Annotated in this window: 15 protein-coding genes; 10 read left to right on the top strand and 5 right to left on the bottom strand. The window is 60.9% G+C overall.

All coding sequences use genetic code 11. From position 1 onward, the window contains the following. The first annotated feature begins 27 nt into the window (after positions 1 to 27). Together HCF10_RS17875 and HCF10_RS17870 are read left to right on the top strand one after the other, a co-directional pair. Positions 28 to 1,494: a purine-cytosine permease family protein gene (locus HCF10_RS17875; RefSeq protein ID WP_167656078.1), complete on the top strand. Its 1,467-nt coding sequence runs from the start codon at positions 28 to 30 to the stop codon at positions 1,492 to 1,494. Further along, on the top strand, positions 1,487 to 2,404 hold the full coding sequence (locus HCF10_RS17870; RefSeq protein WP_167656077.1) for a PfkB family carbohydrate kinase: 918 nt from the start codon (positions 1,487 to 1,489) through the stop codon (positions 2,402 to 2,404). The genes HCF10_RS17875 and HCF10_RS17870 overlap by 8 nt, the downstream gene beginning before the upstream one ends. Before the next feature lie 59 nt (positions 2,405 to 2,463). On the opposite strand, the gene HCF10_RS17865 is transcribed toward HCF10_RS17870, so the two are convergent. From HCF10_RS17865 to HCF10_RS17855, 3 genes are all read right to left on the bottom strand, one after another. Next, positions 2,464 to 2,730 carry a hypothetical protein gene (locus HCF10_RS17865; RefSeq protein ID WP_167656076.1) on the bottom strand — a complete coding sequence of 89 codons (267 nt, stop codon included), beginning with the start codon at positions 2,728 to 2,730 and terminating at the stop codon, positions 2,464 to 2,466. Between the two features lie 51 nt (positions 2,731 to 2,781). Beyond that, on the bottom strand, positions 2,782 to 3,114 hold the full coding sequence (locus tag HCF10_RS17860) for a hypothetical protein (protein WP_131697748.1): 333 nt from the start codon (positions 3,112 to 3,114) through the stop codon (positions 2,782 to 2,784). Positions 3,115 to 3,199: 85 nt separating this feature from the next. After that, positions 3,200 to 4,396, bottom strand: coding sequence for an MFS transporter (locus HCF10_RS17855; protein WP_145338691.1), 1,197 nt, complete (start codon positions 4,394 to 4,396; stop codon positions 3,200 to 3,202). A gap of 187 nt (positions 4,397 to 4,583) precedes the next feature. Between HCF10_RS17855 and HCF10_RS17850 the strand changes: the two genes are divergently transcribed. The 6 genes from HCF10_RS17850 (at position 4,584) to HCF10_RS17825 (ending at position 10,519) form a co-directional block, all read left to right on the top strand. Beyond that, positions 4,584 to 5,063, top strand: coding sequence for a GNAT family N-acetyltransferase (locus HCF10_RS17850; protein WP_027607824.1), 480 nt, complete (start codon positions 4,584 to 4,586; stop codon positions 5,061 to 5,063). 238 nt (positions 5,064 to 5,301) lie between these two features. Next, complete coding sequence (locus HCF10_RS17845) at positions 5,302 to 6,123, top strand: SDR family oxidoreductase (RefSeq protein WP_131697746.1); 822 nt, start codon at positions 5,302 to 5,304, stop codon at positions 6,121 to 6,123. Positions 6,124 to 6,160: 37 nt separating this feature from the next. Beyond that, complete coding sequence (locus tag HCF10_RS17840) at positions 6,161 to 7,147, top strand: substrate-binding domain-containing protein (RefSeq protein WP_167656075.1); 987 nt, start codon at positions 6,161 to 6,163, stop codon at positions 7,145 to 7,147. Next, positions 7,144 to 8,643 (top strand): L-arabinose ABC transporter ATP-binding protein AraG, encoded by a 1,500-nt coding sequence (gene araG, locus HCF10_RS17835; protein WP_167656093.1) that lies wholly within the window; start codon positions 7,144 to 7,146, stop codon positions 8,641 to 8,643. Before HCF10_RS17840 ends, araG begins: the two co-directional genes overlap by 4 nt. 19 nt (positions 8,644 to 8,662) lie before the next feature. Continuing rightward, positions 8,663 to 9,628 (top strand): L-arabinose ABC transporter permease AraH, encoded by a 966-nt coding sequence (araH, locus tag HCF10_RS17830; protein WP_090400399.1) that lies wholly within the window; start codon positions 8,663 to 8,665, stop codon positions 9,626 to 9,628. Positions 9,629 to 9,715: 87 nt separating this feature from the next. Further along, the gene (locus HCF10_RS17825) at positions 9,716 to 10,519 is read left to right on the top strand and encodes an IclR family transcriptional regulator (protein ID WP_145337045.1); all 804 of its coding nucleotides are present in this window, start codon (positions 9,716 to 9,718) and stop codon (positions 10,517 to 10,519) included. Here the strand turns inward: HCF10_RS17825 and HCF10_RS17820 are convergent, their stop codons facing one another. Next, complete coding sequence (locus HCF10_RS17820; RefSeq protein WP_131699733.1) at positions 10,520 to 11,572, bottom strand: NAD(P)-dependent alcohol dehydrogenase; 1,053 nt, start codon at positions 11,570 to 11,572, stop codon at positions 10,520 to 10,522. Positions 11,573 to 11,755: 183 nt separating this feature from the next. Here HCF10_RS17820 and HCF10_RS17815 point away from each other — a divergent pair, with 183 nt between their 5' ends. Beyond that, positions 11,756 to 12,649 carry an AraC family transcriptional regulator gene (locus HCF10_RS17815; RefSeq protein WP_131699732.1) on the top strand — a complete coding sequence of 298 codons (894 nt, stop codon included), beginning with the start codon at positions 11,756 to 11,758 and terminating at the stop codon, positions 12,647 to 12,649. A gap of 70 nt (positions 12,650 to 12,719) precedes the next feature. On the opposite strand, the gene HCF10_RS17810 is transcribed toward HCF10_RS17815, so the two are convergent. After that, the gene (locus HCF10_RS17810) at positions 12,720 to 14,384 is read right to left on the bottom strand and encodes an electron transfer flavoprotein-ubiquinone oxidoreductase (RefSeq protein ID WP_131699731.1); all 1,665 of its coding nucleotides are present in this window, start codon (positions 14,382 to 14,384) and stop codon (positions 12,720 to 12,722) included. Positions 14,385 to 14,918: 534 nt separating this feature from the next. Between HCF10_RS17810 and HCF10_RS17805 the strand changes: the two genes are divergently transcribed. Further along, positions 14,919 to 15,668, top strand: a complete 750-nt coding sequence (locus tag HCF10_RS17805; protein WP_065924817.1) for an electron transfer flavoprotein subunit beta/FixA family protein — start codon at positions 14,919 to 14,921, stop codon at positions 15,666 to 15,668.

The raw sequence follows: 15,668 nt of genomic DNA, 5'->3' as shown, positions 1-15,668 counted from the left end.
ACAATACAGGCACCAGGAGCACGTCTCATGAGCAGTACTTCTTCCGGCCAAAGTGCCGGGCAATTGGAAACCCGCGGTATTGAACCGGTCCCTGAAGGCGAGTGCAACGGCCATCCGCTGCAACTGTTCTGGGTGTGGTTCGCCGCCAATATCAGCATCCTCGGCCTGCCCCTCGGCGCGACCCTTGTGGCGTTTCGCGGCCTGGCCATCTGGCAGGCAGTTATCGTCGCGATCCTCGGCGCCGCCGGCTCTTTCGCCGTGGTGGGCATCATCTCCATCGCTGGCCGTCGCGGTCGTGCGCCCAGCCTGACCTTGTCCCGCGCCATCTTCGGTGTGCGCGGCAATATCGGCCCGACGCTGGTGTCGTTGATGTCGCGCCTGGGCTGGGAAACCGTCAACACCACCACGGCTGCCTTCGTGTTGCTGTCGTTGTGTTCGATTCTGTTCGGCTCTGCGGTCGAGGCGAAAAGCGCACCGGTCCTTACCCTGATATTCATCGGCATTTTTGTGTTGCTGACGTTGGCCGTTTCGGGCCTGGGCCACGCCACCTTGCTGGTGATCCAGAAGTGGGCCACCTACGTGTTCGGCGCGTTGAATATCCTGGTGGGCGGTTTCCTCTGTGCCACCATCGACTGGAGCGCGGTGTTCAATGCCACCCCGGCTCCCCTGAGCGCGATGATCATCGGCGTTGGCACCATGGCCGCCGGTACCGGTATCGGCTGGGCCAACGCCGGTGCCGACATGTCGCGCTACCAGCACCGCAGCGTCACAGCCGTGCGCCTGGTGGCGTCGGCGGCATTTGGTGCGGGCATTCCGCTGGTGCTGCTGATCACCCTCGGCGGCCTGCTGTCGGTGGGCAACAATGACCTGGCCGCGGCCACTGACCCGATCATTGCGATCCGCGACATGCTGCCGACCTGGATGGCGGTGCCGTACCTGATCACCGCGTTTGGCGGGCTGTTGCTGTCGAACAACCTGTCGGTGTATTCGGCCGGCCTGACCACCTTGACCCTCGGCCTGAAGGTTAAGCGCGTGCATGCGGTGATCGTCGGCATCGTGGCGATCTTCGCCGGCTCCATTTATTTCATGCTGATCGCCGACAGTTTCTACGGCCCGTTCATCACCTTCATCTCGTTGCTGGCGGTGCCGATCACCGCGTGGGTCGGGATCTTCGTGGTCGACCTGATCCATCGTCATTACTACAGCCCCAAGGACCTGCTGGACGTGAGCCCAAGCAGCGCCTACTGGTATCGCGGCGGTGTGGAATGGCGTGCATTCGGCGCCTGGGCCGTGGCCATCGTGCTGGGTTTCAGCTTCACCACCATCGGCACCACCGCCGAGAACATCTGGTTCGCCGGGCCGTTGTCCGACTCCTGGCTTGGCCACAATGGCCTGGGCTGGATCGTCACCTTCCTGGTTGCCGGTGGGATTTATGCGGTACTGGGCGGCGCGGCTGACCGTCGTCCGGCGTTAGTCGAGAGCCCCAATGTCTAGATTGCTGCACACGGGCCAGGTCATCGTCGACCTGGTCATGGCCCTCGACACCTTGCCCGCGACCGGCGGCGACGTGCTGGCCAAGTCCGCCAGCTTCGAAGCCGGCGGGGGCTTCAATGTGATGGCGGCGGCGCGGCGCAATGGCTTGCCGGTGGTCTATCTGGGCCGTCACGGCGATGGCCGCTTCGGCGACCTGGCCCGCGCGGCGATGCAGGCCGAGGGCATTGAAATGGCCCTGGCGGCCAGCAGCGGAAAGGACACCGGTTTGTGCGTGTCCCTGACCGAGGCCACTACCGAGCGAACCTTTATTTCCCATATCGGCGCCGAGGGTGAACTGAGTGCCGAGGACCTGGCCAATGTTGTGCCGCATCCGGATGACTATGTGTATGTCAGTGGCTACAGCCTGCTTCTGGAGGGTAAGGCCCAGCCACTGATCGACTGGCTGCTGGCATTGCCCCGGGAAATCGCGGTGGTGTTCGACCCGGGCCCGTTGGTCAAGGCACCGGATTCGCCCCTGATGCGTGCGCTGTTGCCACGTATCGATATCTGGACCAGCAATGGTCCTGAAGCCTTGGCGTTCACTGGCACGGCAGACATTGCAGCAGCGTTGCCGGCGCTCAGCCAGCACCTGCGCGCCGAGACGCTATTGGTGGTGCGTGACGGACCGAATGGCTGCTGGGTGGGACGTGCGGGTCAGATCGAGCATGTACCCGGCTTCAAGGTGCAGGCGGTGGACAGCAATGGCGCGGGGGATGCACATGCAGGGGTGTTTATTGCGGGATTGGCGGGTGGTTTGAAACCTGCCGCGGCAGCACAGCGGGCGAACGCCGCGGCAGCTCTGGCGGTGACACGGTGGGGGCCGGCAACTTCCCCAGGCGCCGCCGAAGTCGACGCATTACTCACAGAATAAACGCGGGCAAAAATGTGGGAGCGAGCAAGCCCACTCCCACATCTGGTTTTGCACGAGTGCTACTGGCGTGTCTCACCTTCGAGCTTGCGCGCCTCGTCCACACCCGACGATGTCAACTTGATCGGCAAATTCAGTGAGTACTCACCGGCATCGTCGGTGGTCACATGCCCATCCTTGATGAGCCCGCGGTCCTGCAGAAATGCCAATACACTGGCAACCTCTTTTTCGCCACGGTAGTTGTCCAGCACTTCCTTGCCCAAGCCTTGCGGATGGGCGTGCAGCAGGCGGGTGAGGACTTCTTTCTCAAGGTTTCTATCGACGTTCATGCGTACCTCTTCACAGGGAAATGGTCGGGTGTCGGTGTTGCTATCGATGGATCAAGGTGCAGGCTGTTTCGGCGCGCCAGGGACGTTCGAGTCGTCGCCCTTGTTGATATTGGGTTGATTGATCGCCGGGCCCATTTTGCCGTTGCCGACGGCAGGCGGTGCCTGGCGTTGGGTGTCATTGCCCTGGGTACGAGGGTCAGCACCGGGTTGGATAATCGCACCGCCATTGGTGTCGAGGCCGGTACCCATGGATTTCTGGGACTCAGTGGTGGCGTCAGGTGTTGGATCGGTCGGTCCGGTGGACGAGCTGGCAGCAAAGGCGCTCAGCGACGCGGCAGACAACAGACCCGAGAGGGCGAGGGCAGCAAACGTGGAATGCTTCATGAGGGTTTCTCCCTAGGATTAATGTCCTTACCCTTTATTGGTCAGCCGCCGTTTGCGGATCGTGCCTTGAGGACGACGAACGGTATCAACCCACCTGTAAGATTTTATGTGACGCTGCTTGGCGCCAAGCCAGGCGCGCCAGGCTGATCAACCAATTGCCCAAGGCCACGGCCAGCACGCTGAGCATCAGCGCCGGGAGGCCGAAATCGACGATGATCCAGCCCGCCAGCCACGGAAAGCCGAATACCCCGACAAAATACGCCAGGCTAAACAACAGCAGTGCCTGGGACGTAGTGCCGGCGGGTGCCTCGTTGGCCACCAGCCCGTTGATCACCGAATACGTCAGGCCATAACCGACGCCCAAGGTCACGGCCGCCAACAGGTAGCTGGCGTTGCCGCTGACCCCAAAGGCAAACAGCAGGATCGACCCCAGCATCACGCCGGAGAGCACACAGGCGCTCACATAGGCATCACGCTTGACCACGTAGCCGGCTATCAGCAGGCGACTGGAAATGGCCGCACTCACGAACCCTGTGAAGAACAGCGAATAATCCAGGCCGTGGGCCGCTGCGTAGCTGGTCTGGAACGAAGACAAACCACCAAACACGCACCCTCCGAGGCCCACCATGACAATCGCAAACACGGCCCGTGAAGACAGCACGCGGCAACACGCTCCCCAGGATATTTTCGACACCGGCGCCATTGCGTGGCGCTTGAGCGCCGTGCCCAATTGCCAGAACACCAGCACCCCGACCAGGCTGGCCAGCGCGGCGATGTAGAAGGCGCTGGTCAGGGGCAGGTCCAGCGCATTGGCGGCGCGTCCCAGCAAAGGCCCCGCACCGATGCCGCTCATCATGCTGCCCGACAGCAACGCAAAATATTTGGCCCGTTGCCGGGGCTCTACCAGCATGGCCACGATGATCGGGCCCAAGGTATAGAACACGCCCCAGCCAAGCCCCAGGGACAACCCGAACAGCATCAGGCCCTCGCCAAATCCCGGCATCAACGCAAAACCCAGGCACGCCACCACCAGCAATACACCCATCCCCGCAACGGCCCGCGCCGCCCCCAACGCATCGGCCAAATGACCGGAAAGCAGCACCGCGACAAAAGTGCTGAGCATCGCGGCGCAGATCACGCTGCCGGCGTCGTGTTCGTTGCCACCGCGTGCATGAATCAGCAATGACAACAGAAAGGTCGAGCCGTAGGACAGCGACAGCAGGAAGCTGGCAAGGCAGAACAGGGCAAACAGCTGGGTGCTCACCGGGGACTTGGAGTGCATGGGGCCGCCTGGAGGTGGTTGGATTTATGGTCCCTTGTTTAACATGTACGCTGATTGGGTTTGTTCTGTGGTTGCTGGTCCTTGCATTACTGCTGGCCGGAGTAACGTGGCAACCCACGAAATTGCACTGCAACCAGTCATCAAAGCGCCTTAATATGTGTGCTTTGAAATTGCCCAAGGCTCGCCCATGACCATCGAGATTCGCCCCGCCGTGCCCAGCGATGCTGCGCAAATCCTGACTTTCATCACTGAGTTGGCCGAGTACGAAAAAGCCCGGCATGAAGTGATCGCCAGCGTGGTGGACATCCAGCGCAGCCTGTTCAGCGAGGGCGCCACCGCCCATGGCCTGATCTGCTCGCGGGATGGCTTGCCGATTGGTTTTGCGGTGTTCTTTTTCAGCTATTCCACGTGGCTGGGCAGCAACTGCCTGTACCTCGAAGACCTGTACATCAACCCGGAGCAACGTGGCGGCGGGGCGGGCAAGAAGTTGTTGCGCCACTTGGCGAAGATTGCCTTTGATAACGGTTGCGCGCGCTTCGAATGGAGCGTGCTGGACTGGAACGAGCCGGCGATTGCCTTCTACAAATCCATCGGCGCCCAGCCGCAGGAGGAGTGGGTGCGCTATCGCATGGAAGGTGATGCGCTGCGAGACTTCGCCCTTGGCTGAGGCCACCGTTTTGAAAGCACTGTAGATCAAATGTGGGAGGGGGCTTGCTCCCGATAGCGGTGAATCAGTCAGCCTTTCTGTAGCTGACGTGCCGCTATCGGGAGCAAGCCCCTTCCCACATTATTTTTTGATTTTGCTCACTATGTGGGATGCAAATTTATATATTGAGATATTTCAAATGATGGGTTTATAGTCCTTTGCATCAGCACTCACTGCCAAAAATAAAACAGGTGAAGCGATGCAGGCTCAACCGTTGTCATTACCCGCCGTGCCCGAGCCAACTTACGGCGAGCGGCTGAAGAACAAGGTGGTGATCATCACCGGCGCCGCTCAGGGCATTGGTGAGGCGATCGTCGCGTGTTTCCAGGCCCAGCAGGCACGCCTGGTGATCGCTGATATACAGGGCGAAAAGGTCGAGAAAGTCGCCGCCCACTGGCGCGAACGCGGCGCCGAGATCTACGCGCAGTCGGTCGATATCACCTCCAAAGAGCAATGGCTGGCGCTGGTCAATGTGGCCATTGAGCGCTTCGGCCGGGTGGATGTACTGGTCAACTGTGCCGGCGTCAACGTGTTCCGCGACCCGTTGGAGATGAGCGACGAAGACTGGCGTCGTTGCTTCGCCATCGACCTCGACGGCGCCTGGTACGGCTGCCGCACGGTGCTGCCGCACATGATCGAGCAGGGCATCGGCAACATCATCAATATCGCCTCCACCCATTCCAGCCACATCATTCCCGGCTGCTTCCCTTACCCCGTGGCCAAGCACGGCCTGCTCGGCCTTACCCGCGCCCTGGGTATCGAATACGCGCCCAAGGGCATTCGCGTGAATGCCATCGCCCCGGGCTATATCGAAACTCAGCTCAACGTCGACTACTGGAACGGTTTCCCTGACCCCCACGCCGAGCGCCAGCGCGCGTTCGACCTGCACCCACCCAAGCGCATCGGCCAGCCCATCGAGGTGGCGATGACGGCGCTGTTCCTGGCGACCGACGAGGCGCCCTTTATCAATGCCACCTGCCTGATGATCGATGGCGGGCGGTCTGTGATGTACCACGACTAGAACTTGCCACTCCCAATAACAACAAGAGGTGCCGTTCATGAAAAAAGGAATACGCGTACTGGCAGCTGCCGCCGTGCTCAGCGGCCTCAGTACTTTCGCATTTGCCGAGGAAGTGAAGATCGGCTTCCTGGTCAAACAGGCCGAGGAACCGTGGTTCCAGACCGAATGGGCCTTTGCCGAAAAAGCCGGCAAGGAACATGGCTTTACCGTGATCAAGATCGCCGTGCCCGATGGCGAGAAAACCCTCTCGGCCATCGACAGCCTGGCCGCCAACGGCGCCAAGGGCTTTGTGATCTGCCCGCCGGACGTGTCCCTGGGCCCGGCCATTGTCGCCAAGGCCAAGGCCAACGGCTTGAAAGTGATTGCCGTGGATGACCGCTTTGTCGACGCCAAGGGCAACTTCATGGAGGACGTGCCGTACCTGGGCATGGCCGCGTTTGAAGTCGGCCAGAAACAAGGCGCGGCCATGGCTGCCGAAGCGAAAAAACGCGGTTGGGACTGGAAGGACACCTACGCGGTGATCAACACCTTCAATGAACTCGACACCGGCAAGAAACGCACCGATGGCTCGATCAAATCCCTCGAAGAAGCCGGCATTCCCAAGGACCATATCCTCACCGCCGCGCTGAAAACCCTCGACGTTCCCGGCAGCATGGACGCCACCAACTCGGCCCTGGTCAAGCTGCCCAGCGGCGCGAAAAACCTGATCATCGGCGGCATGAACGACAACACCGTGCTCGGCGGCGTGCGCGCCACCGAAAGCGCCGGCTTCGCGGCGGCCAATGTGATCGGTATCGGCATCAATGGCACCGACGCCATCGGCGAATTGAAGAAAGCCAACAGCGGCTTCTTCGGCTCGATGCTGCCAAGCCCGCACATCGAGGGCTACAACACCGCGCTGATGATGTACGAGTGGGTCACCAAGGGCACTGAGCCGCCTAAATACACGGCCATGGATGAAGTGACCCTGATCACCCGCGCCAACTTCCAGGAAGAACTGACCAAGATCGGGCTGTGGAAATGACTGCGGCGGCCCTGCGTTTTGACGCTATCGGCAAAACCTTTCCCGGGGTCAAGGCGCTGGACGGCATCAGCTTCACCGCCCACCCGGGGCAGGTGCACGCCCTGATGGGCGAGAACGGTGCGGGCAAGTCGACGCTGCTGAAGATATTGGGCGGTGCCTATATCCCCAGCAGCGGCAGCGTGCAGATCGGCGCGCAGACCATGGCGTTCAAATGCGCCGCCGACAGCATCGCCAGCGGAGTGGCGGTGATTCACCAGGAGCTGCACTTGGTGCCGGAAATGACCGTCGCCGAAAACCTGTTCCTCGGGCATTTGCCATCGCGCTTCGGCGTGGTCAACCGGAGCCTGCTGCGCAAGCAGGCCCTGGCTTGTCTCAAGGGCCTGGCGGATGAAATCGACCCCGAGGAAAAACTCGGCCGCCTGTCCCTGGGCCAGCGCCAACTGGTGGAAATCGCCAAGGCGCTGTCCCGTGGCGCCCATGTGATCGCCTTCGACGAACCGACCAGCAGCCTGTCGGCGCGGGAGATCGACCGGCTGATGGCGATCATCACGCGCCTGCGGGACGAGGGCAAAGTGGTGCTCTACGTCTCGCACCGCATGGAAGAGGTGTTCCGCATCTGCAACGCGGTCACGGTGTTCAAGGACGGCCGTTACGTGTGCACCTTCGATGACATGAGTGCGTTGACCCACGACCAGTTGGTGACCTGCATGGTCGGTCGCGACATCCAGGACATCTACGACTACCGCCCGCGTGAGCACGGCGAGGTGGCGCTCAAGGTGGACGGTTTGTTGGGCCCGGGTTTGCGTGAACCGATCAGTTTTGAGGTGCGCAAAGGCGAAATCCTTGGCCTGTTCGGTTTGGTGGGGGCAGGGCGCACGGAGTTGTTCCGTTTGCTCAGCGGTTTGGAGCGCGCCAGTGCCGGCAGCCTGGAGTTATGCGGGGAGGCCCTGCAACTGCGCTCACCCCGCGACGCCATCGCCGCCGGTGTGCTGCTGTGCCCGGAAGACCGCAAAAAGGAAGGCATTATTCCGCTGTCCAGCGTCGCCGAGAACATCAATATCAGCGCGCGTGGAGCCCACTCTTCGTTCGGCTGGCTGCTGCGCGATGGCTGGGAGAAGGGCAATGCCGACCAGCAGATCAAGGCAATGAAAGTCAAAACCCCGACCGCCGCGCAAAAGATCATGTACCTGTCCGGCGGCAACCAGCAGAAAGCCATTCTTGGCCGCTGGCTGTCGATGCCCATGAAGGTGCTGCTGCTGGATGAGCCGACGCGTGGCATCGACATCGGCGCCAAGTCGGAGATCTACCAGATCATTCATAACCTGGCCGCCAGCGGCATTGCGGTGATCGTGGTGTCCAGCGACCTGATGGAAGTGATGGGCATCTCCGATCGCATCCTGGTGATGAGCGAAGGCGCGCTGACCGGCGAACTGAGCCGCGATCAAGCGGATGAAGCACGCCTGCTGCAACTGGCACTCCCGCGTTCGCGGGCTTAAAGAATAAGAGGGTGTAGGCATGTCTCAGGTAAAAACTGCAAAGGGCTTCTGGCCGGGTTTCAACCAGCGCAAGTTTCTCGATGACTGGGTGATGCTGTTGGCGGCATTGGGCATCTTTGTGCTCAGCGCACTGTTTATCGACAACTTCCTCTCGCCGTTGAACATGCGCGGCCTGGGCCTGGCGATTTCCACCGTGGGCATCGCCGCCTGCACCATGCTGTTCTGCCTGGCGTCGGGGCACTTCGACTTGTCGGTGGGCTCGGTCATCGCCTGCGCCGGTGTGGTGGCGGGGATCGTGATTCGCGACACCGACAGTGTGGTGCTGGGTGTCTCGGCCGCATTGGCCATGGGCCTGGTCGTCGGGCTGATCAACGGCATTGTCATCGCCAAACTGCGTATCAATGCGTTGATCGCGACGTTGGCGACCATGCAGATCGTACGCGGCCTGGCCTACATCTTCTCCAACGGCAAAGCGGTGGGGGTGATGAACGAGGATTTCTTTGTGTTCGGCAACGGCCAACTGTTGGGCGTGCCGGTGCCGATCATCATCACCGTGCTGTGCTTTGTGTTCTTCGGCTGGCTGCTCAACTACACCACTTATGGGCGCAACACCATGGCGATCGGGGGAAACCAGGAAGCCGCGTTGCTCGCCGGGGTGAACGTTGATCGCACCAAGATCATCATCTTTGCCGTGCACGGTTTGATCGGTGCCTTGGCCGGTGTGATCCTCGCCTCGCGCATGACCTCGGGCCAGCCGATGATCGGCCAGGGGTTCGAGCTGACGGTGATTTCTGCCTGCGTGCTGGGCGGGGTGTCGCTGAGCGGCGGCATCGGTATGATCCGCCACGTGATTGCAGGTGTGCTGATCCTGGCGATCATCGAGAACGCGATGAACCTGAAGAACATCGACACCTTCTACCAGTACGTGATTCGCGGTTCGATCCTGTTGCTGGCAGTCATCATCGACCGTATGAAGCAGCGCTAAACCGAACACCACCCACCTTTGGATCTCCACTGTATTGAGGGACGGTATTTGCCATAATGCCCCCGCTTTCATACCTATAGGCCCGATATGCAGGAAAACGCCCACACCCCCGTCAAAGACGCAGCCCCCACCGGCACCCAGACCCTGCTGCGTGGCCTGGGCGTCGTGCAGGCGGTGGCGGCCGGTGCGCGGGATCTGAAAGAGATCGCCAAGCGCATCGGCACCACCCGCAGCACCACGCACCGCCTGGCCAGTTGTCTGGTGGAGGAGCGTTACCTGCGCGTGGTACCGCAAGTCGGTTACCTGTTGGGGCCGAAGTTGATCGAGCTGGGGTTTCAGGCGCGCGAAGAGCTGCCGTTGGTGACCCTGGCGGTGCCGTACCTGGATGAGTTGTCGGCATTGACCGGCGACACCATTCACCTGGCCATTCGCGAATACGACGACGTGCTTTACCTGCACAAGAACCCTGGCCGCAACGGCCCGGAAATGCGTTCGCGGGTCGGCCATCGCATGCCGTTGGCACGCACGGGCGTGGGCAAGGCGATGCTGCTGGATGACTCGGTGCAAGAGTGGCAGCGCTTGTACGAGACCAGCCTGCCGGCGGGTGGGAAAAACCTGCAATGGCCGCAGCATCCAGAACAGTCCTGGGCGCAGTTCGAGCAGCGCATGCGTGAGTATGTGGTGGGGGGTTATGCGTTCGACCTGGAAGACAACGAACCATCGATCCGTTGCGTAGCGGCACCGGTGCGCGATGCCAGCCGACGAATCGTCGCCGGCATCAGCATCGCCAGTACCGTGCCCTACATGCCGCTGGAGAAAATGGCCGAGCTGATCCCAGTGATCAAACAGGTCGCAGCGCGGCTGTCAGCGGAGTTGGGCGCGAAAGTCTGATCAGACCTTCAAGGTTGCCATGTCGATGACAAAGCGGTACTTCACATCACCGGCGATCATGCGGGTGTAGGCCTCGTTGATCTGGCGGATGTCGAGCATTTCGATGTCGCAGGTGATGCCATGTTCGGCACAGAAATCCAGGACTTCCTGGGTTTCGGCAATACCTCCGATCAAGGAGCCGGCGAGCACTTTACGCCCCAATACCAGCTTGGCGGCGTTGACCGGTGGGTCCACGGGCTCGATCAGGCCAACCAGGATGTGCACGCCATCAAAGCGCAGCACGTCGAGGTAGGGGTTCAGGTCGTGCTGCACCGGGATGGTGTCGAGCAGGAAGTCGAAGCTGCCGGCGGCGGCTTTCATCTGTTCGGCATCGGTGGACACGATCACATGGTCGGCACCCTGGCGGCGGCCTTCTTCAGCCTTGCTCGCCGAGCGGGTGAACAGTGTCACTTCCGCGCCCATGGCCTTGGCGAACTTGATGCCCATATGGCCCAGGCCACCCATGCCGAGAATCCCGACTTTGTCGCCAGCCTTGACGCCGTAGTGCTTGAGCGGCGAATAGGTGGTGATGCCCGCGCACAGGATCGGCGCAGCGCTGGCCAGGTCGAGCTTGGCCGGGATCTTCACCACAAAGTGCTCGCTGACCACGATACTGTCGGAGTAGCCGCCCATGGTGTTGCTGCCATCGACGCGGTCCGGTGTGGCGTAGGTCATGGTCGGGCCTTCGAGGCAATATTGCTCCAGATCCGATTTGCACGCTTCGCAATGGCGGCACGAATCGACCATGCAGCCGACGCCGACGAGGTCGCCGACTTTATGCGCGGTCACGCTGGCACCGACGGCAGTGACCTTGCCGACGATCTCGTGGCCCGGCATCAGCGGGTACACAGCGATGCCCCATTCGTTACGGGCCTGGTGGATGTCGGAGTGGCACACGCCGCAGTAGAGAATCTCGATGGCCACGTCATCGGCGCGCGGGCTGCGGCGTTCAAACGACATGGGGGCGAGGGGAGTGGTGGCCGACTGGGCGGCATAACCGATGGCGGTATACATGGAAAAAAACCTCGCAAAAGCACTGACAGATGAGGCGGGCCATTCTCCCCACCACCCCCTGAAACGGCCATGGTGATTGCTCCGAGTCTCATGCCTATTCGTCCGGCAGTGCCCCTTGTTTGGATTCATTGGTCGCCAGACCTGCGATGATGCTCTCATCCCTTTTTCGCGAAGTTTTTTGCCATGTTGTTGACCCGCCATCTTGATGCCAACGCCACGCTGGTTTCCCTGATCGAGGGGCTGACGTCCCGCGACGGTTTCTCCCCGACCCACCTGCCGGGCGTGCAAGTACTGCGTGCCAGTTGCGACGTAGCGCGCGGCCCGCAGATCTACGAGCCGAGCCTGATGTTCGTGGCCCAAGGCAGCAAGGTCGCCTACCTGGGCCCGCGTACGCTGGAGTATGGCGCCGGGCACTACCTGATCCAGGCGATGCCGGTGCCGTTCGAGTGCGAGACATTCGCCATGGCGCCCGGTGCGCCGCTGCTGGGGGTGACTGTGGGCATTGACCGCGTGGTGCTGGGTGAATTGGTGATCGCCATGGGCATGCAGGCCGGGCCGCCGCCGACCGCGCAAACCCTGGAGTCAATGAGTTCGGTGGTCCTGGATGACACCATGCGCGGCTGCGTCGAGCGGCTGCTGCAGTGCCTGCACGATCCACTGGAAAGCCGGATCATGGGCCCGGCGCGGGTGCGCGAATTGTTGTTCACCGCCTTGCGCGGCCCCCAGGCCGATGTGCTGCGTGCGTTGGTGGAACAGCAAGGGCAGTTCTCGCGAATCGCCACGTCGTTGAACCACCTGCATGCCCATTACGCCGAGCCGCTGAATATCGAGACGTTGGCGGGGTATGCGCATATGAGTGCGTCGACGTTTCACGAGCATTTCAAACGCTGCACATTGTTGTCGCCGGTGCAGTACTTGAAGCGTTTGCGCTTGCTCAAGGCTCAGCAGTTGCTGCTGGTGGAAGGCATGGGCGTCGCGCAGGCGGCGCACAGCGTGGGGTACCAGAGTACGTCGCAGTTCAGTCGCGAGTACAAGCGCTACTTCGAGCGCAACCCTGGCGAAGAGCGGGCTGCATAGTCATTTCAGGCAAAAGCACAATCCAAATGTGGGCCATAAAAAAGGCTCCCATTTGGGAGCCTCGTTTGCGTTACATATTCGGGTAAGTCGGCCCGCCCGCACCTTCCGGTGTGACCCACGTGATGTTCTGCGAAGGGTCCTTGATGTCACAGGTCTTGCAGTGCACGCAGTTCTGGGCGTTGATCTGGAAGCGCTTCTCGCCGTCTTCCTTGGTGATCACTTCATACACGCCGGCCGGGCAGTAGCGCTGCGCCGGTTCATCGTAGAGCGGCAGGTTGGTGCCGATCGGGATGCTTGGGTCTTTCAACTTCAAGTGGCACGGCTGCTCTTCTTCGTGGTTGGTACCGGAGATGAACACCGAGCTCAACTTGTCGAAGCTCAACTTGCCGTCGGGTTTCGGGTAGTCGATTTTCTGGCTGTCTTTGGCCAGCTTCAGGCAGGCGTAGTCCGGCTTGGTATCGTGCAGGGTGAACGGCATCTTGCCGCCGAGGATATTCTGGTCGAACCAGTTGAAGCCGGCGCCGATGATCGGGCCGAACTTGTGCATGGCCGGGCCGAAGTTGCGGCTGGCGAACAGTTCTTCGTAGAGCCAGCTGGCTTTGAAGCTGTCGACGTAGTTGGTCAGCTCATCGCCGCCTTCGGAGTCGGCAAACAGGCGCTCGGCCACGGCATCGGCAGCGAGCATGCCGGACTTCATCGCGGTGTGGCTGCCCTTGATCTTGGCCACGTTCATGGTGCCCAGGTCGCAGCCGATGAGCGCGCCGCCCTTGAAGACCATCTTCGGCAACGAGTTGATGCCGCCCTTGGCCAGGGCGCGTGCGCCGTAGCTGATGCGCTTGCCGCCTTCCAGGTACTGGGCCAGCACCGGGTGGTGCTTGAGGCGCTGGAACTCGTCGAACGGCGACAGGAAGGTGTTGCTGTAGGACAGGTCGACGATCAGGCCGACGACCACCTGGTTGTTTTCCAGGTGATAGAGGAACGAGCCACCGGTGTTCTCGTTGCTCATGATGTCCAGCGGCCAACCGGCGGTGTGTACCACCAGGCCTGGCTGATGCTTGGCCGGGTCGATTTCCCAGATTTCCTTGAGGCCGATGCCGTAGTGCTGGGCGTCGGCGTCGCTGTCCAGGTTGAAACGCTGGATCAACTGCTTGCCGATATGCCCACGGCAGCCTTCGGCGAACAGCGTGTACTTGCCACGCAGTTCCATGCCCGGGGTGTAGACGCCTTCTTTTGGCTGGCCTTCACGGTCAACGCCGAGGTCGCCGGTGATGATCCCGCGCACTACGCCGTTTTCATCGAACAGCGCTTCCTGGGCGGCGAAGCCTGGGTAGACTTCCACGCCCAGGTTTTCGGCCTGCTGGGCCAGCCAGCGGCACAGGTTACCGAGGGAGATGATGTAGTTGCCTTCGTTGTGCATGGTCTTGGGCACAAAGAAGTCAGGCACCTTGGTGGAGGTCTCGCTGCTGCGCAGCACATAGATGTCATCGCGCACCACGGGGGTGTTGAGCGGGGCGCCGAGTTCCTTCCAGTCCGGGAACAGTTCGTTCAGGGCACGTGGTTCAAACACGGCACCGGAAAGGATGTGTGCGCCCACTTCGGAGCCTTTCTCGACCACGCAGACGCTGATTTCCTTACCGGCTTCGGCGGCCTTCTGCTTCAGTCGGCAGGCGGCAGACAGGCCCGCCGGGCCAGCGCCGACGATGACCACGTCGAATTCCATGTATTCGCGTTCCACAGGCTATCTCCTACTCAAGGCTCAACAGGCTTTTTTTTCTAATGGGTGGAGGTTCGGTGTCGTGTCCGTCATCGCCGTGCGCAACGGCAGGGGATGACCCACCTGTCTCTCTAGGTGGCGCATTATATATAGACCACTGTCAGCGTCCAATACAAACGTTTGTTTGAATTGCCCGCAGGCTAGGTAAATCAAAGCAACGCGGCTTATGACTGGCCATTTTGCCGTATTGACCAGAATAGGCGTTCCGGTCAATATACGGTCGGTTTTGCACAGACCGTAGGCAGACTGTAGGTTTCAAGAGCACGTCCAAAAGCACGGCAAAGGCAAAACAGGTGACGCGCGTTTAATTGATAGCGCGCAGTTTACACGCCGCGATAAAGAATGACCTCCCAGTCACCACTGACGAACGGTCATCATTTCCCGTGAGCAAGGTCATTCGCCGCCGTTTTTGGAGGTGCCCTTGTGTGCCGATGAGCATCAACCGCCAGGTTCGCCTAGGCGACTTTCTTTTCACCGGAGAGTAACGAGGAATCCATGAAGGTTCTTGTAGCTGTCAAACGCGTTGTCGATTACAACGTGAAAGTTCGCGTCAAGGCGGACAATTCCGGCGTCGACCTTGCTAACGTCAAGATGTCGATGAACCCTTTCTGTGAAATCGCCGTGGAAGAAGCCGTACGCCTGAAAGAGAAAGGCGTGGCGACTGAAATCGTTGTGGTTTCCATCGGCCCGACCACTGCTCAAGAGCAGCTGCGTACCGCCCTGGCACTGGGTGCCGACCGCGCTATCCTGGTCGAGTCCGCTGAAGAGCTGACCTCCCTGGCCGTGGCCAAGTTGCTCAAAGCCGTTGTCGACAAGGAACAGCCTCAGCTGGTGATCCTCGGCAAACAGGCGATTGACAGCGACAACAACCAGACTGGCCAGATGCTGGCTGCACTGACCGGTTACGGCCAGGGCACCTTCGCTTCGAAAGTCGAAGTGAGCGGCGACAACGTTGCCGTGACCCGTGAAATCGACGGCGGCGCGCAGACGGTTTCCCTGAAACTGCCGGCCATCGTCACCACCGACCTGCGTTTGAACGAGCCGCGCTACGCGTCCCTGCCAAACATCATGAAAGCCAAGAAGAAGCCTCTCGAAGTGCTGACTCCGGATGCTTTGGGCGTTTCCACCGCCTCCACCAACAAGACCGTCAAAGTCGAAGCGCCGGCTGCACGCAGCGCAGGCATCAAGGTCAAGTCCGTGGCTGAACTGGTCGAGAAACTGAAAAACGAAGCGAAGGTAATCTAA

This window comes from Pseudomonas sp. B14(2022) (assembly GCF_012030485.1).
Classification (GTDB): domain Bacteria; phylum Pseudomonadota; class Gammaproteobacteria; order Pseudomonadales; family Pseudomonadaceae; genus Aquipseudomonas.
Note: the sequence above shows the minus strand (reverse complement) of the source record. Positions and strands in the feature narration are given on the sequence as shown.